Source organism: Pseudomonas sp. EA_65y_Pfl2_P78 (assembly GCF_963970495.1).
Lineage (GTDB): Bacteria > Pseudomonadota > Gammaproteobacteria > Pseudomonadales > Pseudomonadaceae > Aquipseudomonas > Aquipseudomonas baetica_A.
The window spans coordinates 69,353-88,632 of record NZ_CAXAON010000001.1; the positions used below are offsets into that span (position 1 = coordinate 69,353).

The window sequence follows — 19,280 nt, forward strand, 5'->3', positions numbered from 1 at the left end:
GTCTTGTGCCTGACACAAAACCCTGTGGGAGCGGGCTTGCTCGCGAACGGGGCGACTCGGTGTCAAGTCAACCGAGTGCGGTCTTCTCCAGGTGTTCAAGGATGATCGGATACACATCAACCACCGCGTTCTTGCCGAACATGCAGTCGATGTGGCCGTAGCCCGGCACGACCTGCCGGCTATAGCGATCCGGCCCGTGCAGGTCACACAAGCGCTGATAGGTCTTGAGCGTGCTTTGCGGTAGATAACACTGGTTGTCGGCACCGCTGATAAAGCAGATCGGCATGGTCAACCGATCAAAGTGCGGCATGTACACATCGTTGCCTTTGAAATCCACCAGATGCCCTTTGCGCACGATCAGCGCCAGATGCTCGAAAGTCTCGATATTCGATTCGCCGAACAGTTCGTGCAGGTTGTCGTGCAGGGTTTCGTTGAGGGTGTCGTGGCGGTACAGCGACGCGTACATAAAGGTGATGCGGTGGCACACCGGGTTGGTGCAATAGCCCTGGGCTTCGATCCGTGCGTAGCCGTTGAGGGCCTTGTCGTAGAGCCTGTTGAACCAGTTCTCCTTGCTGTCGGCGTAAGCCGTCATCGATTTGATGCCGACGGCGTCAAGCATTCCCGGCAGGTGCAGCCCGGCCTTCAACCCCGTTGCGGTGGCAACCACCGTGTCGGCGGCAATCTGCGAACAGACCACCGAGCGCACACCCTGCAACCCGGCCAGCAGCGACATGAAAAACGTCGTCGCGCCATAGCAATGCACCACGCATTGCACGTCTTTGGCAGCGGTTTGCTGTTGAATCTGCGCAATCGCAGCCTTGAAGTCGTACTGGGCGATCTGGTCGCCGTTCCATTCCTTCTTGCTCGCCGGCAGCAGAATGCTCACGCGAAAATCCAGCAGCCAGACGTCGTAATCGTGCTTGCACAGGTATTCGAGCAGGTTGGTCTGAATGGTGTCGGTGGAAAAGATGTTCGAACCCACACCCAAACCATGCACCAGCATTACCGGGCCTTTACTGCCGGCCTGATAGCGAGTCAGGCGCAGTTCGACGCCATCCTCGGTGGGGAAGAAATGCACCGCCGGGGATGGCGCATCCAGCGGCCGTTTCAGCCGTGGTGGCGCGTCGGGGTTGAAGTAGATATCACCGGCAAACACCCCGCCATAACTCTCCCAGAGAATGCCTGCGAAGAACTTGCCAAAGCGCGCCAGCCCTTCAATGCGCTCGCGCTCGTTGCGCGCGTTGAGCACTTTCATGGTGGTCATCTGCTTGGCGAAATCGGTCGGATGAATGTGCATCACCCCGCAGCCGATCACCTCGCCCGACTTGTCAGGCCCGCGATACAACGTCACATAGAGGGTGCTGGTGTCGTGCCAGATGTTCAGCACGCCGTTGTCTTCCGGCACGGTTTTGAACGCGCTGAAGAAATAGTCACTGCCGTCCTCGGCGGTCAGTTTCATGTCGTACTTCATGTGGCGCGTATCGACCTGCTCCTCGAATTGTTCGAACAGGTTGAACACGCCGTTGCTGGCGGTCAGCGGCTGTGGCGACAGCGCCGAGGCATTGACCGTACCGACAATGGTCGCGGCGTGTTCCGGCTCCTTGATCATCCGGTTGAGGTCGTTGGCGGTGATGGTCAGGGTGAAGTCGATCGGCGAATTGTCTGCCTCGCCGCGTTTGGCCGCCGCTTCATAGACTTTCAGATCGGTGCTTTGCGCAGCAGTGAACGCCCGGGAGAAATAGCCCTTCATGGTTTCGGTAAACTGCACGCCAAGGGTCGGCGGCGCCACCTGTTTGCTCGGTGCGGATGGCAGCGTGTAATCGATCTGCCAGCCACGGTCAGCGGCGAGCAAGCCCATATTGCGTTCACTGACGGCGGAGATGGTCAGCAGCGGATTGACCGCCAGCGAGGTCGGAATCACCGCACCGTCAGTCACGTACAGATTGGCGTACACGTCGGTGCCACTAGCACCGCTGAACACCTGGCCCTTGTGGTTGACCACGCCTTGCCCGGCGTCCTCGCCCATCACGCAACCGCCCAGTGGATGCACCGAGACGATGCTGTGCTTGAGCAGCTTGGTCCAGATCGGATTCTCCACCCAGACGCCGCCCAGCGCCTTGGTGCTCTGATACAGCCGATCATTGCCGAGTTTGAAGTTTTCCTGTTCGCCGACGCCTGGCCAGTCGATGCGCAACTGATCCTTGTTATCCAGCACCATCCGCCCCTGGCCACTGTCGTGGCTCATGATCAGGTAGGTCTGCATGTTGTGCAGCGCGCCGTAATACGGGCCGCGCAGGAAGCTTTCGGCCTCGCGCTCCTTGTATTTCAACTTGGCGCTGAAGCGGTCGTCGGTGGCCTTGCCGATCATCTCGGCGAACCCGGCCATGCTTGGCACCATTGGCCGACCAAGAGCGCCGGGGATCGAGCCTTCCTCAATGACCATGCGGCTGCGCCAGTCGCCCTCGGTGCGCATGTCGATGATCGAGGTGATGCACGGGCCGACCGGGTGCAACTCCTTGGCCGGATGCGCGCCGAAACCGATGCCGTTGATGGTCTGCTCGCAGTTGTGGCCGAAGCCCAGGATGTCGCCATTGCCGCTCATGTTCTCGCCGAGCTGGCCGGACATCACCAGGCCTTTGTCCCGGGAGCGCAAAAGAATCTCGGTGGAGCCCAGCGTGCCGGCGGAGACCACCACAATGTCGGCCTTCACGAACAGCGTCGGCGCCGAGAACTTCTCGCGACCGCTGTCCAGATACTGGAAGTGCACGATCCAGCCATCGCCGTCACGCTCCAGGTGTCGCACTTGGGCCTGACAGAAAATCTCCGCGCCGTGGTTCCAGGCGTCCGGCAGATAGTTCATCAGCGTGGTGTTCTTGGCCTTGTTGTTACAGCCCGAGACGCAATCGCCACAGTGGTTGCACGGCAGTTGTTCGACGCCGACGTGGTTGAGGTTGTTCGGCAGTTTGTCGAAGGTCACGTTGATCGGCGGCTTGTAGAAATGCGCGCCTTGCTTGAGGTACTCCGCGGACTTTTTGTTGGCGTCGAGTTTGGGCAGATTGGGTGCAGTGTCCGGATAAGGATTGGGTTTGAGCATTTCCCGGGCACGGGCGTAGCCGTCCTTGAGCAGCGTGTCGCGGTGTTCACGCACTGCCTGTGGCCAGCGCGGATCATCGAACACGCCGGGCTCCGGCTCCAGCGAGACATTGGCGTTGATCAGCGACGTGCCGCCCAATCCACAACCGACCACCACGTTCTGCTGGGCGTTGACGTGCAGGTCGAACAGCCCGGTGCGCGAACCGATATGCCCGTCGGGGTCGTGCACCTGCAACTCTTCGGTCGCGGCAATCATGGTGTTGGGGTATTCGCCGGGCTGGATTTCCCGGCCTCGCTCCAGCAAACACACGCGCTTACCGGCACGGGACAGGCGTGACGCAGCAATGCCGCCGCCATAACCGGAGCCAATGACAATGACGTCGTAGTGTTCCTTGATCTCGCTGATGGGCGTTGCGATCCGTGTCATGTGGTGGTTCCTCTCTCAGGCAGATGGGGCAACTCTGCGGTTGCCTGCAATCAATGGGCGAACGGGCACCTGGCCTGCGGGCTAGCCCGGCGACAGCACATCGGTTTGGGCGGATTTAACGGCTACAACTGAGCGCGTTGATGGGCAGCAAGACGCGCCGAGCGCTTTCGCGACGAAGGCGGCGCTGGCGCGCAGAACTTGCGGGGGGTGGGGGCTGATCGATGGGGATGGCTATCCATCAGGCGTTCTCCCTGAACCAGATGTGGATAAGTAGTCGCTGTCCTTGTGCCATCAAAGTGAAGACAGGGGCCGGATCGAAGTCAAGGCAACGGCTTAGACCTGTATGAAATCTGATCAATTGCTATTTGGACTATAGCCAGCGGGGCTTGCAGGGTTTGGCGAACAAGTTATCCACACAGCCACCCACAGCAAATGGGGACAACTGTGGATGACTGGAAAAATAACTGTCTGATTTGTGAAGAAAAATCGTGACTTATCCAGAACCACGGTTTGTGCGTCAGATTGATCGTTTTTTGATCACATCCTTGTAGACCACGTTTCACATGGCCTGCAGAGGATGGCGAACACGTTATCCACAGAAGCGCCAACAGAGTTCGGGGGTAACTTTGCCCGATCTGTGGAAAAGCGCTGGAGGCTGTGTCATTTCGAGGCTTTCGTGGCAGTTCTACGTGGAATCGGATGAATTGATTGTTTTTTGATCAAATCTTCGCAAGCCACGGTTTGTTTAGGCTTCAGCGGACAGCGAACATCTTATCCACAGAAGCGCAAACAGAGATTGGGGGCAACTCGCTGAGTTATTCAGGGGAAAAACCCAGAAAAAACCGCAACTTAGACTGGTTGTTTTTTGAACGAATGGCTGCAGGGCTTGATTGGCGTGCGGTGTGGGGATGGGCGAACACCTTATCCACAGATCCGCCAACAGGGATTGTGGGTAAACACCAGGCAGACAATATTTTTTGACGAACGCTGGCCCCCTGTGGGAGCGGGCTTGCTCGCTCCCACAGGGGGCCAGCGTCTGGAAGATTGGGGCTAGCGGACAACGCCTTCTTCAATCAGGAGTTTGAGAATGGCTTCGGCGCCGGCTTGCGCCGTGACGCCTTTCAATACTTGCCCACCACCGCCACTGGCCTTGGCCGTGGCCGCTTTCATCCGGTCCGCACCGCTTTTGGCCTTGATCACTTTCAAGCGTTTGGGCCGTGGCTTGGCCGGTTGCAGCGTGGCGACGGCCAGCAGTTCGTCGTCCAGCACTTCCACGTCTTCGGCGTTCAACACGCCACGGCGCGCCGGACCATAAGCGCTTTGCCGAGGTTTCGGTGCAGCGTTATCCACAGTCGCCAGAAACGGCAGCTTCACCTTCAACCGCCGCCGCTGCCCACGGGGCAAGGCTTGCAGCACCAGCGCCGAGCCGTCATTGATCGACTCGACCTGCGCCAGCCCGACCACCAATGGCCAGCCCAAACCCTCGGCCAGCAGAAACGGCAACATCCCCGAACCTTCGCCGGTTTCCGCCTGACTGCCGGTCAGTACCACCTGCGCGCCGGCATCGCGCAGGTACGCGGTCAGGGCGGGCAGTGCATCGGCGCCCTCGGGTTGTTCCAGCACATGCATCTGTGTAAGCCCCATGCCCAGATAGGCGCGCAACGCCGGTTCCGCAACATCGCCGGCATGCAGCACTTGCAGGTTATCCCCAGCCAGTTGCAGGCCCAGCTCCACGGCGCGTGCGTCCTGTTCGGCGCGGCGTGGCCGGCCGGAGGTCGGGTGGGCGCCGATTGAAACCAAACTGATGATTTTTGTGTTCATAGCCGTTCCTTAAGCCGCATCGCGCTTGGCGTCGTTGCGGTAAGCCTCAACCGCCGCGATCAAGGCCTGAAGAATCTGCGCGCTTTCGCCGATCACCGACAGGTCGGCACGTTTGATCATGTCGCAACCGGGATCAAGGTTGATCGCCACCACTTTGTCGCAGGCGCCGATACCCTGCAGGTGCTGGATCGCCCCGGAAATCCCCACGGCCACGTAAACCCGTGCCGTAACCCAGGTGCCGGACGCACCGACCTGGCGGTCGCGCGCCATGAAGCCGTCGTCCACCGCGACCCGTGATGCACCTTCGGTGGCGCCGAGGGCGGCGGCCGTCTGGTGGAACAGTTGCCAGTCTTTGACGCCGTTGCCGCCAGAGAAGATGAACTCCGCTTCGGCCATCGGAATCGCCGCCGGATCGACCGCCACCGCGCCCAGATCCTCGATGCGCGACAGGCTGCGCGCAACGGTTGTGGATAACTCCACCGGCAAGGCCTCATGACGGGTTTCGCTGACCGGTTCGGCACATTCGGCCGAGGCCAGAATCAAGCGTGCGACCGGCCGTGCCAGGTCTTGCAGGCCTGCGCCGGCACGGCCGATACACGCCTGATCCTTGACCTGCCACACCCGTGTCGCCGGGCGCTCACCCAAGGCGGCGGCAAAACGCCGACCGAGCTCGCCGCCACCCGTGCGGCTGTCCGGCAACAACCAATGACGTGGACTGAACTGGTTATCCACAGCGCGCAAGCCCTGCACCCGTTGCTCCGGTGCATAACCGCTGAACTGGTCGCCTTCCAGCACCAGCAAGCGATCGACGCCCGCGGTGGCGAAGGTGTTTTCCTTGTGTTCGCCAAACACCACGGCCAGCACCGCGCCGTCGTTGCCGGCCAATTGATGAGCGAGGCCAAGCAGGTCGCGGTCGTGACTGCTTAAACGGCCGCCGACCATGTCCGGCACCACGCTGATGTAGAACGCCGGGGCCGGTACCTGGTGCAGCGGCAATTGCACTTCAACCGTGGCCGAACGTTTGACCGCCCCGCCCTGCTGCGCGCCGCTGCGGTCGATGCGTTTGAGGCCGTTCGGCCCGATAAAACCGATGCCATGCAGGTTCTTGCGGATGACGCCGTTTGGGCCCATCCAGCTATGTTGCGCCGGTTGCATGGCCGCGTGCAGCGGGTGCAGACGGTTACGAGCAATCCATTCGGCGCGTGGGTCGCGGCGGATAATGTCGCTCATCAGTGGGCCTCCGCTGGTTCACGTTTGGCCGGCGTAGTCGGCTTGCCTGGCGCGGCATCTTCGAGCAGCGCGTCGGCCACCAGTTCGGCGATGTCCTTGATCAACGGACGCGGTTCGACCACGCCTTCGAGCATCGCCGTGCACTGTGGACAACCCACGGCCACCAGTTCGGCGCCGGTTTCGCGGATGTCTTCCATGCGCATGTCGGGAATCCGCTGTTTGCCCGGAATGTCAGTGATCGGCGCGCCGCCACCGCCGCCGCAGCAACGCGAACGGAAGCCGGAACGTTGCATCTCTTTGACTTCGATACCGAGGGCACGCAGCACTTCACGCGGCGCCTCGTACTCGCCGTTGTAGCGGCCCAGGTAGCACGGATCGTGATAAGTCACGCTGTTGCCTTTGTGCTGACCAAGGTTGAGCGCGCCGGCCTGGATGATTTCGGCCATGTAAGTGCTGTGATGCTGCACGAGGTAGTTGCCATCGAAGGCGCCGTATTCGTTTTTCAGCACATGGAAACTGTGCGGATCGCAGGTGACGATGCGGTTGAAGCGGTATTTGGCCAGGGTCTGGATGTTGCGTTTGGCGAGCAACTGGAAGGTCGCTTCATCGCCTAAACGCCGAGCCACGTCGCCGCTGTCGCGCTCTTCCAGGCCCAACACCGCGAAGTCGACCCTGGCCGCTTTCAGCACTTTGACGAACGCACGCAAGGTGCGCTGGTTGCGCATGTCGAAAGCACCGTCGCCGACCCAGAACAACACGTCGGTGGATGTCTTGTCGCTCAACAGATTGAGGTTCAGATCCGCCGCCCAGTTCATCCGCCCGCCCGGAGCGAAACCGCCGGGGTTATCGGTAGCGATCAGGTTTTCCAGGACTTCGGCGCCCTTGTTCGGGGTGGCGCCTTTTTCCAGCGTAAGGTGACGGCGCATGTCGACGATGGCGTCGACGTGCTCGATCATCATCGGGCACTCCTCGACGCAGGCGCGGCAGGTGGTGCACGACCACAGGGTTTCGGCATCGACCAGACCGTTGACGATCGGTTGATGCGCATTGCCGCTGTGTTCGCCGACCGGTTTACCCGGATAAGGGCTGCCAGCGAATTTGGCGTCAGTGCCGCCGGCAAGGCCGACGACCATGTCCTGAATCAGTTTTTTCGGGTTCAGCGGTTGGCCGGCGGCGAAGGCCGGACAGGCTGCTTCGCACTTGCCGCACTGCACGCAGGCGTCGAAACCGAGCAACTGGTTCCAGGTGAAATCCTTGGGTTTTTCCACGCCCAGTGGCGCAGTTGGATCATTCAGATCCAGAGGCTTCAAACCGGTGGAACGGCCACCACCAAAGCGCTCGGCGCGGCGGTGCCAGGCCAGGTGCAGGGCACCGGCGAAGGCGTGCTTCATCGGCCCGCCCCAGGTCATGCCGAAGAACAATTCCGACACACCCCACAGCACACCGAAGCCGAGAATCACCGCCAAAATCCAGCCGCCGAAGTTCTCCGGGAGAATCCCGGCCACCGGCAAGGTCACCAGGAAGAACGACGCCGAGAACGCCAGCAGGCTTTTCGGCAGGCGCATCCACGGGCCTTTCGACAACCGTGCCGGCGGATTGCGCCGACGCAGGTAAACGAAGATCGCACCGACGAACATCACGGCCGTCATCAGCAGCAAGGCATACCCGAGAATGCGGTTATGCAGGCCGAAACCGTGTACCAGAATCGCCAGCACGATCGACGCCACCGCGCCACCCGCCGTGGCGACGTGGGTGTTGGCGATGTATTTGTCCCGCGCCACCACATGGTGCAGATCGACCATATAGCGCTTGGGCATGGCAAACAGGCCGCCGATCAGGTCGACCTTAGAGGCCCGGCCACGACGCCACATCGCTACCCGCCGCAACGCGCCGAGGACACCGAGGCCCAGGGCTGCGAACAACAGGATTGGAAGAAGGGTGTTCAACATAGGTGAAGCTCCCACCAGTACAGCCTGGAGAAACACGGTCTGCATTAATGTGGGAGCGGGCTTGCTCGCGAAAGCGCTGGATCAGTCAGCTCATGTCGAACTGACAGAATGCATTCGCGAGCAAGCCCGTTCCCACAGGGTTTTGTGCTCGCCGTCAGAAATCCTTGCAGAGCCGCAGGGCGTCATAAATGGCGGCGTGGGTATTACGCTGCGCCACGCAATCGCCGATGCGGAACAGCAAGTAGCCGTCACCGGTGGTGCTCAGCGATGGCTGCGGCTGGATCGCGAACAACGCTTCGACGTCGATCTGCCCCTTGTTGCGCGAGCCCTCTTTGAGCGCGTAGTAGATTTCCTCGTCCGGACGTACGCCGTTTTCCACCACCACCTGATCGACCACCCGCTCCTCTTTGGCACCGGTGTATTCGTTCTCCAGCACCGCGACGAGTTTGTCGCCTTCGCGGTAGACCTTCTCCAGCATCATGTCGCCGGTCATGATCACTTCTTTCGGGTACATGCTGCGGTAGTAGGTCGGGAACGACGTACCGCCGATGGCCACGCCCGGTTTGATGTCGTCGGTGACGATTTCGACCTGGCTGCCCTTGTCGGCGAGGAAGTCGGCGACCGACATCCCGGTGAACTCGCAAATGGTGTCGTAGACCAGCACGTTCTTGCCCGGCGCAACCTTGCCGTCAAGCACGTCCCAACTGCTGACCACCAGCCCTTCGGCGGCGCCCCAGTGTTCGTTCTGCTCCAGGAACGGATGCCCGCCCACTGCCAGTACGACCACGTCCGGACGCAGGTCCATGATGGCCGCTGCATCGGCAGCGGTGCCCAGACGCAGGTCGACTTTCAGTCGTGCCAGTTCCAGTTGGAACCAGCGGGTAATGCCGGCGATCTGGTCACGTTGCGGCGCTTTCGACGCCGTAGTGATCTGCCCGCCGATGAATTCCTTCTTCTCGAACAGGGTCACGTCGTGGCCACGTTCGGCCGCCACGCGCGCCGCTTCCATCCCGGCAGGGCCGGCACCGACCACCACAACCTTGCGTTTCGGTCCGGTGGATTTCTCGATGATGTGGGGCACGCCCATGTATTCACGGGACGTTGCAGCATTCTGGATACACAACACGTCCAGACCTTGATACTGGCGATCGATGCAATAGTTGGCGCCGACGCACTGTTTGATCTGGTCGATCTGGCCCATCTTGATCTTGGCGATCAGGTGCGGGTCAGCGATGTGCGCACGGGTCATGCCGACCATGTCGACGTAACCCCCCTCAAGAATCCGCGTGGCCTGGTTGGGGTCCTTGATGTTCTGTGCGTGGAGCACTGGCACCTTGACCACTTCCTTGATCCCGGCCGCCAGATGCAGGAAAGGCTCCGGTGGATAACTCATGTTGGGGATCACGTTGGCCAGGGTGTTGTGAGTGTCACAACCCGAGCCCACCACACCGATAAAGTCGAGCATGCCGGTGTCGTCGTAATACTTGGCGATCTGCTTCATGTCTTCGTGGGACAAGCCGTCCGGGTGGAACTCGTCACCGCAGATACGCATGCCCACGCAGAAGTCGTCACCGACCTCGGCGCGCACGGCTTTCAAGACTTCCAGACCGAACTTCATCCGGCCTTCGAAGGTGCCACCCCATTCGTCGGTGCGCTTGTTGACGCGCGGGCTCCAGAACTGGTCAATCATGTGCTGGTGCACGGCGGACAGCTCAACGCCGTCAAGCCCACCGGCCTTGGCCCGACGCGCGGCCTGAGCATAGTTGCCGATCACCCGCCAGATTTCTTCCGGCTCGATGGTTTTGCAGGTCGCGCGGTGCACCGGTTCACGGATGCCCGATGGCGACATCAGGGTCGGCCAGTTGAAGCCATCCCAACGCGAGCGACGACCCATGTGAGTAATCTGGATCATGATCTTGGCGCCGTGCTTGTGCATGGCGTCGGCCAGATTCTGGAAGTGCGGAATGATGCGATCGGTGGACAGGTTCACCGAACTCCACCATTCCTGCGGGCTGTCGATGGCGACCACGGACGAACCGCCACAGATCGCCAGGCCGATGCCGCCCTTGGCTTTCTCTTCGTAATACTTGACGTACCGGTCGGTGGTCATGCCACCGTCAGTCGCGTAGACCTCGGCGTGCGCAGTGCTGAGCACGCGGTTGCGGATGGTCAGTTTGCCGATCTGGATCGGCTGGAACATTGCTTCGAAAGCCATGGCGGGTTCCTCGACTTACAACGGCTTGACGGTGAACAGGCCGTCATCGTGGCCTTCTTCGGAGCCACCGTAGACTTGTTCGGCCACGGTGCGGATGTTGCTGCCACGGGCTTGCAGAATCTGATCCATGGCGCCGGCAAACCAGCCGGTGAACATGTAGTCGACCTTGCGCCCGACCTTGCCGTAGACGTAGACGAACGCCGAGTGTTCGAGCTTGACGCTGGCGGTGCCTTTGTCGAGGTCGATGTCCTGGATCTTGAACAGGCCCCAGCCGCGCTGCGACAGGCGTTTCATGTAGTGTTCGAACACCGCGACGCCTTCCAGGCCGTGGCATTCAGCTTCTTTTTCACACCAGTGCCAGGCGGATTTGTAGCCGGCCTTGTAGAGAATTTCGGCGTAGGCGTCGGCGCCCAGCACTTCCTCGATGCCCATGTGGTTGTTGACGAAAAAGTGGCGCGGCACGTACAGCATTGGCAGGGCGTCTGAGGTCCAGACACCGGTCTCGCTGTCGACTTCGATTGGCAATTGCGGGGCGATCTTGGCCATGGAAACTTAACTCCAGAAAAATTGGTGTGTTGCCCTCGGCGCGGGCGGCCGAGGGAAAGGATTCAGAAGTGCGGTGGCTTATTCGCCCCAGACGTCCTTCAGGACGTTCACCCAGTTCTCGCCCATGATCTTGCGCACCACGCGCTCGGAGTGGCCGCGTTTGAGCAGGGTTTCGGTCAGGTTCGGGAACTCGCCGACGGTGCGGATGCCCAGCGGGTTGATGATCTTGCCGAAGCTGGTCAGACGACGGGCGTAGCCCTTGTCGTGGGTCAGGTATTCGAAGAAGTCCTGGCCATGGCCCTGAGTGAAGTCGGTGCCGATACCGATGGAATCTTCGCCGACAATGTTCATCACGTATTCGATGGCTTCGGCGTAGTCGTCGATGGTCGAATCGATGCCCTTGGCGAGGAACGGCGCGAACATGGTCACGCCGACGAAACCACCGTGGTCGGCAATGAACTTGAGTTCTTCATCGGACTTGTTGCGCGGGTGCTCTTTGAGCCCCGACGGCAGGCAGTGGGAATAGCAGACCGGTTTTTTCGATTCGAGGATGACTTCCTCGGAGGTCTTGGAACCGACGTGGGACAGGTCGCACATCACGCCAACGCGGTTCATCTCGGCGACGATCTCGCGACCAAAACCCGACAGGCCGCCGTCACGCTCGTAGCAACCGGTGCCGACCAGGTTCTGGGTGTTGTAGCACATCTGCACGATGCCGACGCCGAGCTGCTTGAACACCTCTACATAGCCGATCTGGTCTTCAAAGGCGTGGGCATTCTGGAAGCCGAACAGGATGCCGGTCTTGCCCTGCTCTTTGGCGCGACGGATGTCGGCGGTGGTGCGCACCGGCATCACCAGGTCACTGTTTTCGCGGATCAGCTTCTGGCTGGCAGCGATGTTGTTCACGGTCGCCTGAAAGCCTTCCCACACCGACACAGTGCAGTTGGCCGCCGTCAGACCGCCCTTGCGCATGTCTTCGAACAGCTCGCGGTTCCATTTGGCAATGATCAGACCGTCGATAACGATGCTGTCGGCGTGTAATTCGGCTGGGCTCATCAGGCGTCCCCTTATTGGCAATTCATGCGCCGAATCGTCTGCCGGCGCTTTGGGGCCAGCATATGCCTCGGTGCGGGGGCGACCGGGTGCAAAAACGACAGGGGAATTGCCGAAAGCGTCAATCCGCGACAAAGGGTCACTAACCGCCCCGAACGGCCACCTGTTCAAGCCTGCTCGCTTAAGCCAGAATCTGGCGCATCTTGCAAACACCACTGGATAAGAGCGGCGACATCAATGAAATCGATCTTCCTGGCTTTGGCCCTGATTGCGACCGGCGTACACGCCGCCGAAGAGTCCGACAACAACCCGTGCGACGTCGTCGAAAACGACATCCAGACCCTGGAATGCTCGACCTACAGCCGCACCACCGCCGAAGACCTGCTCAAGGACAACTACGCCAGCCTTACCGAACGCATGCAAACGGCGTACGGCAAGAATCCGGCGCAACTGGCCGACATCACCGCCAAACTCAAAACCGCCCAGCAGCAGTGGCTGAAGACCCGGGATGCGGATTGCGCGGTGGAGGCGTTCCCGGCGACGGCGGGCAGCAAGGCGTTCAAGATTGCGCAAAATGACTGCGTGGCGCGGATGAGTGATGAACGGTCGGAGTTTCTGGAGTCGATTGGGCAGGAGTGATTCTGGAAGTTCGGCAACATGCCGACAAACGTTGTGGATTGGCCGACTGGAAAATATAAGTAAAGATTCGAATATCTTATAAAAGACTTATATTCCCAGCGCCATGAATCAATCTGCCGACATCCAAATCATCAACGATGCCGAGGGCAACCCCGCCTTCGTAGTCATTCCCTACGCTCAATACGTCGCACAGAAAATGCAGCCCGACCTGATCCCGCATGAGGTGGTCAGTCGAATGGTCGACGGGGCGACACCGATCCGTGCCTGGCGCGAACACCTGAACCTGACTCAGGAAGAAGTGGCCAAACGTCTGGGAATTTCCCAGCCGGCGTTCGCTCAACAAGAAACAGTAGCGAAGCCACGCAAGGCAACCCGCGAGAAAATTGCAGCAGCGTTTGGCATCACGCCCAATCAGCTTGAGTTGTAGGCTGGCCTCTTCATTCAAAGGAATTCCCATGAACATCTGCGGCATCGAAATCAAAGGCAGCGAAGCGATCATCGCCGTGGCCTCCCTTGACGGGGCAACGCTGAGCCATGTGGCGCTCAACACCAAGAAAATCGCCCTCGAGGATGATGACGAGGCGGCAAACGTTAAACGCTTCGCAGCGCAGGTTGCCTCGTTTGTGCGCGAACATTCGATTGACCGGATTGCGATCAAGAAGCGCAGCAAGAAGGGCGAATTTGCCGGTGGGCCAACGACGTTCAAGATCGAGGGTGTGTTTCAGTTGTTGGATGGTTGTGAAGTGACGTTGTTGTCGCCACAGACGATCAACGCGCAGGCCAAGAAGCACAACGTCGAGCTGCCGGGGACGCTGAACAAATATCAGCATGAGGCTTATAAAGCCGCTTGTTCGGCGTTGGTGAAGAAGTAACCCGATCTTCCAGACAAAGAAGATCAAAAATGTGGGAGCGGGCTTGCTCGCGAAGAGGGCGTGTCAGTCGACTGCATTGTTGAATGACACACCGCATTCGCGAGCAAGCCCGCTCCCACATGGGTGTCGTGTGCACCCGTTCAGGTTTGGGCGGTATGCCGGTCTTCGCGGGGGCAGCGGGCGAATTTTGCCCGGTAGCTGCGGGTAAAATACGACGGCGATTCAAACCCGCAGGCGATGCTCACTTCCAGCACGCTCATGTCGGTCTGGCGCAACAACTGCTGGGCCTTTTCCAGCCTTAACCGCAGGTAGAAATTGCTCGGCGTGTCGTTCAGATGCAGCCGAAACAAGCGCTCCAATTGCCGGCGCGTCACCTTGATCGATTCCGCCAACGCCAACGTGGTCAGCGGCGGTTCGCTGTGTTGTTCCATCTCGCCAATCACCTGAACCAGCTTCTTGTTGCTGATGCCGTAGCGCGTGGCGACTTCCATGCGTTGGTGATCTTTGCGCGGACGAATGCGCCCCAGCACGAATTGTTCGCTGACCTGAATTGCCAGTTGCGGGCCATGGGCCTGGGCGATCAGGTCGAGCATCAGGTCGATGGACGCCGTACCGCCGGCCGAGGTGATGCGCCGACGGTCGATCTCGAACAGCTCCTGGGTCACGCTGAGCTGTGGATAAGATTCCTTGAAGGCGTCAATGGCCTCCCAGTGCAGGGTCAGGCGATGGCCATCGAGCAGGCCCGCCTCAGCCAGAACGAAGCTGCCGGTGTCGATGGCGCCGAGGGTCACGCCTTCGTTGTCCAGCCGTCGCAGCCAATGTTCAAGCGTCGGCGTGGCGAACTTCAGTGGTTCGAACCCGGCCACCACCCATAACGTCGCGCCTTTCTTCAGCGGTTCCAGCGCCGCGTCGGCGTTGACCGACATGCCGTTGCTCGCCAGTACCGCCCCGCCGTCAGCGCTCAGCACATGCCAGCGGTACAACTCGCCGCGAAAGCGGTTGGCGACCCGCAGCGGTTCGATTGCCGAGATAAAGCCGATGGCGGAGAACCCCGGCATCAGCAGGAAGTAGAAATCCTGAGACATGTGCGCACTCGATTCGCGGGTAACGAGAGGGAGGGTAGCGTGGCTCGTTGATACGCCGATTGTCGTCAGCGTTCAAGCGCGCAGGTCGCTACAGTGCAAGTGCCAGTCGCCGCAGTGCGCTTTCACGGGGGCGTTGCTGCGTAACTTTGCATCACCGGCGCAACAGACGCCGGAACTCACAATAAACAACCTGCCGAGGAACCCGACATGAAACGACTGATCAGCAGCTGCGTTCTTGCACTCAGCGGTACCGCTTTCTTGAGCGCCAGCGTCATGGCCGCCGAACCCGCGTCTTGCCAGAACGTGCGCATGGGCGTGGTCAACTGGACCGACGTGATCGCCACCAGTGCCATGACCCAGGTCCTGCTCGACGGCCTCGGCTACAACACCAAACAAACCAGCGCGTCCCAGCAAATCATCTTCGCCGGGATCCGCGACCAGCGTCTGGACCTGTTTCTCGGCTACTGGAACCCGCTGATGACCCAGACCATCACCCCGTTCGTCGAGGCTAACCAGGTCAAAGTCCTTGACGCTCCAAGCCTCAAAGACGCCCGCGCCACCCTCGCCGTGCCGACGTACCTGGCTGACAAGGGCCTGAAGACTTTCGCCGACATCGCCAAGTTCGAGAAGGAACTGGGCGGCAAGATCTACGGCATCGAACCGGGTTCGGGCGCCAACACGCAGATCAAGGCAATGATCGCCAAAAACCAGTTTGGCCTCGGCAAGTTCCAGTTGGTCGAGTCCAGTGAAGCGGGGATGCTCGCCGCCGTCGATCGCGCCGTGCGTCGCAAGGAAGCCGTGGTGTTCTTCGGCTGGGCGCCGCACCCGATGAACGTCAACGTCAAGATGACCTACCTCACCGGCAGCAATGACGCCCTCGGCCCGAACGAGGGCATGGCCACCGTGTGGACCGTCACCGCGCCGAAATACGCCGAACAGTGCCCGAACATCGGTCGCCTGCTGAGCAATCTGACGTTCACCGCTGAAGACGAGAGCCGGATGATGCAACCGCTGCTCGATCACAAGGACGCCTTCGAGTCGGCCAAGCAGTGGCTCAAGGATCACCCGGCAGACAAACAGCGCTGGCTCGAAGGTGTGACCACTTTCGACGGCAAACCGGCCGCTGAAAACCTGCAACTGACCCGCAAATAACGTCCTCCTGAATCACCGTTTCGCAGCCCGCAAAGGGCTGCGAACAGCCCCATCACGCCTGAAGGAAACCGACACATGAACCACGACGTCATCATCACCTGCGCACTCACCGGTGCTGGCGACACGACCGCCAGGAGCCCCCACGTACCGGTCACCCCAAAACAGATTGCCGCCGCCGCCGTGGAAGCGGCCAAGGCTGGCGCCACCGTTGTGCACTGTCACGTCCGCGATCCGCAGACCGGCAAGTTCAGTCGCGATGTGGCGCTGTACCGCGAAGTGATGGAGCGCATCCGCGAGGCTGACGTCGACATCATCGTCAACCTCACGGCCGGCATGGGTGGCGATCTGGAAATCGGCGCTGGCGAGAAGCCGATGGAGTTCGGCCCGAACACCGATCTGGTCGGCCCGCTGACTCGTCTGGCCCACGTCGAAGAACTGCTGCCGGAAATCTGCACCCTCGATTGCGGCACCCTGAACTTCGGCGACGGCGACACCATTTATGTCTCCACCCCGGCACAACTGCGCGCCGGCGCCAAACGCATCACCGAGTTGGGCGTGAAAGCCGAGCTGGAAATTTTCGACACCGGTCACCTGTGGTTCGCCAAACAGATGATCAAGGAAGGTTTGCTCGATAACCCGCTGTTCCAGCTGTGCCTGGGCATTCCGTGGGGCGCGCCGGCCGACACCACCACCATGAAAGCCATGGTCGACAACCTGCCGGCGGACGCGGTGTGGGCCGGGTTTGGTATCGGCCGGATGCAGATGCCGATGGCCGCGCAAGCGGTGCTGCTGGGTGGCAACGTGCGGGTCGGGCTGGAAGACAACCTGTGGCTGGACAAAGGCGTGCTGGCGACCAACGGTCAACTCGTTGAGCGTGCCACCGAGATACTCAGCCGCTTGGGCGCCAGCGTCCTGACCCCGGCCGAGGGCCGGAAAAAAATGGGCCTGACCCCGCGCGGATAAATCATCACTCATTTGCCCGCTTCCACAGGTTTCTACGAATTATTCAGGATGTGACCATGAGCTTTATCACCGAAATCAAAACCTTCGCCGCGCTGGGCAGCGGTGTTATCGGCAGCGGCTGGGTCGCCCGCGCCCTCGCCCACGGCCTCGATGTCGTGGCCTGGGATCCGGCGCCCGGCGCTGAAGCGGCGCTGCGCAAACGCGTGGCCAATGCCTGGGGGGCGCTGGAGAAAAACGGCCTGGCGCCGGGCGCGTCGCAGGATCGCTTGCGCTTTGTCGCGACCATCGAGGAGTGCGTGCGCGACGCGGATTTCATTCAGGAAAGCGCTCCGGAACGCCTTGAACTGAAACTGCAACTGCACAGCAAAATCAGCTCGGCCGCCAAGCCCAATGCGCTGATCGGCTCCAGCACCTCGGGCCTGTTGCCGAGCGAGTTCTACGAGAGTTCGATCCACCCGGAACGCTGCGTGGTCGGCCATCCGTTCAATCCGGTTTACCTGTTGCCGCTGGTGGAAGTGGTCGGTGGCAAGAACACCGCACCGGAAGCTATACAAGCGGCAATGAAAGTCTACGAATCACTCGGCATGCGTCCGCTGCATGTGCGCAAGGAAGTACCGGGATTCATCGCTGACCGTCTGCTCGAAGCGCTGTGGCGTGAGGCGCTGCACCTGGTCAACGACGGGGTGGCGACGACTGGCGAGATCGACGACGCGATTCGTTTTGGCGCCGGTTTGCGCTGGTCGTTCATGGGCACCTTCCTGACCTACACCCTCGCCGGTGGCGATGCCGGAATGCGTCACTTCATGTCGCAATTCGGCCCGGCGTTGCAGTTGCCATGGACGTATCTGCCGGCACCGGAGCTGACCGACAAGTTGATTGACGATGTGGTCGATGGCACCAGCGATCAGTTGGGCAGCCACAGCATTTCGGCGCTGGAGCGCTATCGTGATGATTGCCTGCTGGCGGTGCTGGAGGCGGTGAGGACTACCAAGGAGAAGCATGGAATGAGTTTCAGCGAATAATCCTTGCTCAACAGTTCCGGCCCCTTCGCGAGCAAGCCCGCTCCCACAGATGACCGCATTCCCATGTGGGAGCGGGCTTGCTCGCGAAGACGGCAGCCCAGCCACTATCAATGTTGGATCTGACACCATGCCCAGCCTCACCACCTACCAAACCCGCATCATCCCCGACTGGGTCGACTACAACGGCCACCTGCGCGACGCCTTCTACCTGCTGATTTTCAGCTACTCCACCGACGCCCTGATGGATCGCCTCGGCATGGACAGCAACCACCGCGAAGCCAGCGGCCACTCGCTGTTCACCCTGGAACTGCACCTCAACTACCTGCACGAAGTGAAGCTCGACACCGACGTCGAAGTACGCACGCAAATCATCGGTCACGACAGCAAACGCCTGCATCTCTATCACAGCCTGCACAAAGTCGGGGAAGACCAGGAGCTGGCCGGCAATGAGCAGATGTTGCTGCACGTCGACCTCGCCGGCCCGCGCTCGGCGCCGTTCAGCGCGGACACCTTGAGCCGTCTGCAAGCCATCGTCGCCGAGCAGGCCGACCTGCCCGCCCCGACTTACATCGGCCGCATCATCGCCCTGCCACCGGCCCGTTAAAACCCACTATCGAGCGAGATGAGCGCTTGCTGCGCAGATCGGTTTCACTGACGGACAGGCAAAAAAAGCCCCGATACAAGCCGTGACAGGATCGGGGCTGAGGGTACTGTTGAGGAGCTGCCGTGCGAGGGTGACCAAACCGTCGTGTTGCAAGCTGAAGCCAGTTTGCCCACTCCCTTTGACAACGAGTTAGCCGAAAACGACCCGTTCATAGTCGTAGCAGCCACTGCGACAAATCGCCCTTGCCGTCCCTCCCCTTGCCTACCAGAATCGAGTCACGACCTCCGTTGCTGAAGAAGGATTCGCCTCATGATGTTTGCCGATTTGATCGATCAGGAAGACCTGTTGGGACAGCTCAAGGCATTGGGATTGCAGGTGCCGGTCGGCTCGACGGCCGAGCAGGCATGTGAATTCGCCGTAATGGGTCTGGACAATGCTCGGGCGTTCGAATTGCGCAAAATGGTCAAGGACATGTACACCAGCGGCGCGAGCATCCAGCCGGCTGTGCGCCAAGCCATCGACAAACAGTTGTTGCCGGCATTGGCACACTACCAACAGACCCACAGCGCCTGAGCAAGCCAATCGCCCACAGGCGGGTTCCCACAGTTT

General features: G+C 60.6%; 17 protein-coding genes. 9 read left to right on the plus strand and 8 right to left on the minus strand.

The genetic code is table 11. The features are described 5' to 3' along the window. Positions 1-67: 67 nt before the first annotated feature. Positions 68-3,520, minus strand: a complete 3,453-nt coding sequence (locus tag AACY02_RS00315) for a GMC family oxidoreductase N-terminal domain-containing protein (RefSeq protein WP_339430267.1) — start codon at positions 3,518-3,520, stop codon at positions 68-70. A gap of 708 nt (positions 3,521-4,228) precedes the next feature. Here AACY02_RS00315 and AACY02_RS00320 point away from each other — a divergent pair. Continuing rightward, on the plus strand, positions 4,229-4,501 hold the full coding sequence (locus tag AACY02_RS00320; RefSeq protein ID WP_339430268.1) for a hypothetical protein: 273 nt from the start codon (positions 4,229-4,231) through the stop codon (positions 4,499-4,501). Between the two features lie 69 nt (positions 4,502-4,570). Here the strand turns inward: AACY02_RS00320 and etfB are convergent, their stop codons facing one another. The 6 genes from etfB to AACY02_RS00350 all read right to left on the minus strand — a co-directional run bounded on the left by etfB (position 4,571) and on the right by AACY02_RS00350 (position 12,337). After that, positions 4,571-5,341 (minus strand): electron transfer flavoprotein subunit beta, encoded by a 771-nt coding sequence (gene etfB, locus AACY02_RS00325; RefSeq protein ID WP_339430269.1) that lies wholly within the window; start codon positions 5,339-5,341, stop codon positions 4,571-4,573. 9 nt (positions 5,342-5,350) lie between these two features. Then, positions 5,351-6,571: an electron transfer flavoprotein subunit alpha gene (gene etfA / locus AACY02_RS00330; RefSeq protein WP_339430270.1), complete on the minus strand. Its 1,221-nt coding sequence runs from the start codon at positions 6,569-6,571 to the stop codon at positions 5,351-5,353. Continuing rightward, positions 6,571-8,520 (minus strand): dimethylglycine demethylation protein DgcB, encoded by a 1,950-nt coding sequence (gene dgcB, locus AACY02_RS00335; RefSeq protein WP_339430271.1) that lies wholly within the window; start codon positions 8,518-8,520, stop codon positions 6,571-6,573. The genes etfA and dgcB overlap by 1 nt, the downstream gene beginning before the upstream one ends. A 154-nt stretch (positions 8,521-8,674) precedes the next feature. Continuing rightward, a complete protein-coding gene (gene dgcA, locus AACY02_RS00340) occupies positions 8,675-10,735 on the minus strand; it encodes a dimethylglycine demethylation protein DgcA (RefSeq protein ID WP_339430272.1) in 2,061 nt (686 codons plus the stop codon). 15 nt (positions 10,736-10,750) lie between these two features. Continuing rightward, on the minus strand, positions 10,751-11,281 hold the full coding sequence (locus AACY02_RS00345; protein WP_003194877.1) for a DUF5943 domain-containing protein: 531 nt from the start codon (positions 11,279-11,281) through the stop codon (positions 10,751-10,753). Positions 11,282-11,359: 78 nt separating this feature from the next. After that, positions 11,360-12,337, minus strand: coding sequence for a dipeptidase (locus AACY02_RS00350; protein ID WP_194935229.1), 978 nt, complete (start codon positions 12,335-12,337; stop codon positions 11,360-11,362). Positions 12,338-12,571: 234 nt separating this feature from the next. Here AACY02_RS00350 and AACY02_RS00355 point away from each other — a divergent pair, with 234 nt between their 5' ends. From AACY02_RS00355 to AACY02_RS00365, 3 genes are all read left to right on the plus strand, one after another. Beyond that, on the plus strand, positions 12,572-12,973 hold the full coding sequence (locus tag AACY02_RS00355) for a lysozyme inhibitor LprI family protein (RefSeq protein ID WP_339430273.1): 402 nt from the start codon (positions 12,572-12,574) through the stop codon (positions 12,971-12,973). Between the two features lie 103 nt (positions 12,974-13,076). Further along, entirely contained in the window at positions 13,077-13,400 is a 324-nt protein-coding gene (locus AACY02_RS00360) for a helix-turn-helix domain-containing protein (protein ID WP_064589571.1), read from the plus strand. 28 nt (positions 13,401-13,428) lie between these two features. Next, the gene (locus tag AACY02_RS00365) at positions 13,429-13,845 is read left to right on the plus strand and encodes a DUF3010 family protein (RefSeq protein WP_339430274.1); all 417 of its coding nucleotides are present in this window, start codon (positions 13,429-13,431) and stop codon (positions 13,843-13,845) included. Positions 13,846-13,985: 140 nt separating this feature from the next. Here the strand turns inward: AACY02_RS00365 and AACY02_RS00370 are convergent, their stop codons facing one another. After that, a complete protein-coding gene (locus tag AACY02_RS00370) occupies positions 13,986-14,930 on the minus strand; it encodes a GlxA family transcriptional regulator (RefSeq protein WP_339430275.1) in 945 nt (314 codons plus the stop codon). A gap of 207 nt (positions 14,931-15,137) precedes the next feature. On the opposite strand from AACY02_RS00370, the gene choX reads away from it, so the two are divergent. The 5 genes from choX (at position 15,138) to AACY02_RS00395 (ending at position 19,244) form a co-directional block, all read left to right on the plus strand. Beyond that, positions 15,138-16,082, plus strand: a complete 945-nt coding sequence (choX, locus tag AACY02_RS00375; protein ID WP_339430276.1) for a choline ABC transporter substrate-binding protein — start codon at positions 15,138-15,140, stop codon at positions 16,080-16,082. A 75-nt stretch (positions 16,083-16,157) separates the two neighbouring features. Beyond that, positions 16,158-17,045 (plus strand): 3-keto-5-aminohexanoate cleavage protein, encoded by an 888-nt coding sequence (locus AACY02_RS00380; RefSeq protein ID WP_339430277.1) that lies wholly within the window; start codon positions 16,158-16,160, stop codon positions 17,043-17,045. A 56-nt stretch (positions 17,046-17,101) separates the two neighbouring features. Further along, positions 17,102-18,067 (plus strand): L-carnitine dehydrogenase, encoded by a 966-nt coding sequence (locus AACY02_RS00385; protein WP_339430278.1) that lies wholly within the window; start codon positions 17,102-17,104, stop codon positions 18,065-18,067. 127 nt (positions 18,068-18,194) lie between these two features. Next, a complete protein-coding gene (locus AACY02_RS00390) occupies positions 18,195-18,671 on the plus strand; it encodes a thioesterase family protein (RefSeq protein WP_339430279.1) in 477 nt (158 codons plus the stop codon). A gap of 309 nt (positions 18,672-18,980) precedes the next feature. Next, positions 18,981-19,244: a hypothetical protein gene (locus tag AACY02_RS00395; RefSeq protein WP_339430280.1), complete on the plus strand. Its 264-nt coding sequence runs from the start codon at positions 18,981-18,983 to the stop codon at positions 19,242-19,244. The last annotated feature ends 36 nt before the right edge of the window (positions 19,245-19,280 follow it).

Excerpts from the sequence above, each read along its gene's own strand:
- AACY02_RS00365 (WP_339430274.1), top strand. The coding sequence starts at position 13,429 with ATGAACATCTGCGGCATCGAAATCAAAGGCAGCGAAGCGATCATCGCC.
- etfB (WP_339430269.1), bottom strand. The coding sequence starts at position 5,341 with ATGAACACAAAAATCATCAGTTTGGTTTCAATCGGCGCCCACCCGACC.
- etfA (WP_339430270.1), bottom strand. The coding sequence starts at position 6,571 with ATGAGCGACATTATCCGCCGCGACCCACGCGCCGAATGGATTGCTCGT.
- AACY02_RS00385 (WP_339430278.1), top strand. The coding sequence starts at position 17,102 with ATGAGCTTTATCACCGAAATCAAAACCTTCGCCGCGCTGGGCAGCGGT.
- AACY02_RS00395 (WP_339430280.1), top strand. The coding sequence starts at position 18,981 with ATGATGTTTGCCGATTTGATCGATCAGGAAGACCTGTTGGGACAGCTC.
- dgcB (WP_339430271.1), bottom strand. The coding sequence starts at position 8,520 with ATGTTGAACACCCTTCTTCCAATCCTGTTGTTCGCAGCCCTGGGCCTC.
- AACY02_RS00370 (WP_339430275.1), bottom strand. The coding sequence starts at position 14,930 with ATGTCTCAGGATTTCTACTTCCTGCTGATGCCGGGGTTCTCCGCCATC.
- AACY02_RS00350 (WP_194935229.1), bottom strand. The coding sequence starts at position 12,337 with ATGAGCCCAGCCGAATTACACGCCGACAGCATCGTTATCGACGGTCTG.
- AACY02_RS00390 (WP_339430279.1), top strand. The coding sequence starts at position 18,195 with ATGCCCAGCCTCACCACCTACCAAACCCGCATCATCCCCGACTGGGTC.
- dgcA (WP_339430272.1), bottom strand. The coding sequence starts at position 10,735 with ATGGCTTTCGAAGCAATGTTCCAGCCGATCCAGATCGGCAAACTGACC.
- AACY02_RS00355 (WP_339430273.1), top strand. The coding sequence starts at position 12,572 with ATGAAATCGATCTTCCTGGCTTTGGCCCTGATTGCGACCGGCGTACAC.
- AACY02_RS00360 (WP_064589571.1), top strand. The coding sequence starts at position 13,077 with ATGAATCAATCTGCCGACATCCAAATCATCAACGATGCCGAGGGCAAC.
- choX (WP_339430276.1), top strand. The coding sequence starts at position 15,138 with ATGAAACGACTGATCAGCAGCTGCGTTCTTGCACTCAGCGGTACCGCT.
- AACY02_RS00380 (WP_339430277.1), top strand. The coding sequence starts at position 16,158 with ATGAACCACGACGTCATCATCACCTGCGCACTCACCGGTGCTGGCGAC.
- AACY02_RS00315 (WP_339430267.1), bottom strand. The coding sequence starts at position 3,520 with ATGACACGGATCGCAACGCCCATCAGCGAGATCAAGGAACACTACGAC.
- AACY02_RS00345 (WP_003194877.1), bottom strand. The coding sequence starts at position 11,281 with ATGGCCAAGATCGCCCCGCAATTGCCAATCGAAGTCGACAGCGAGACC.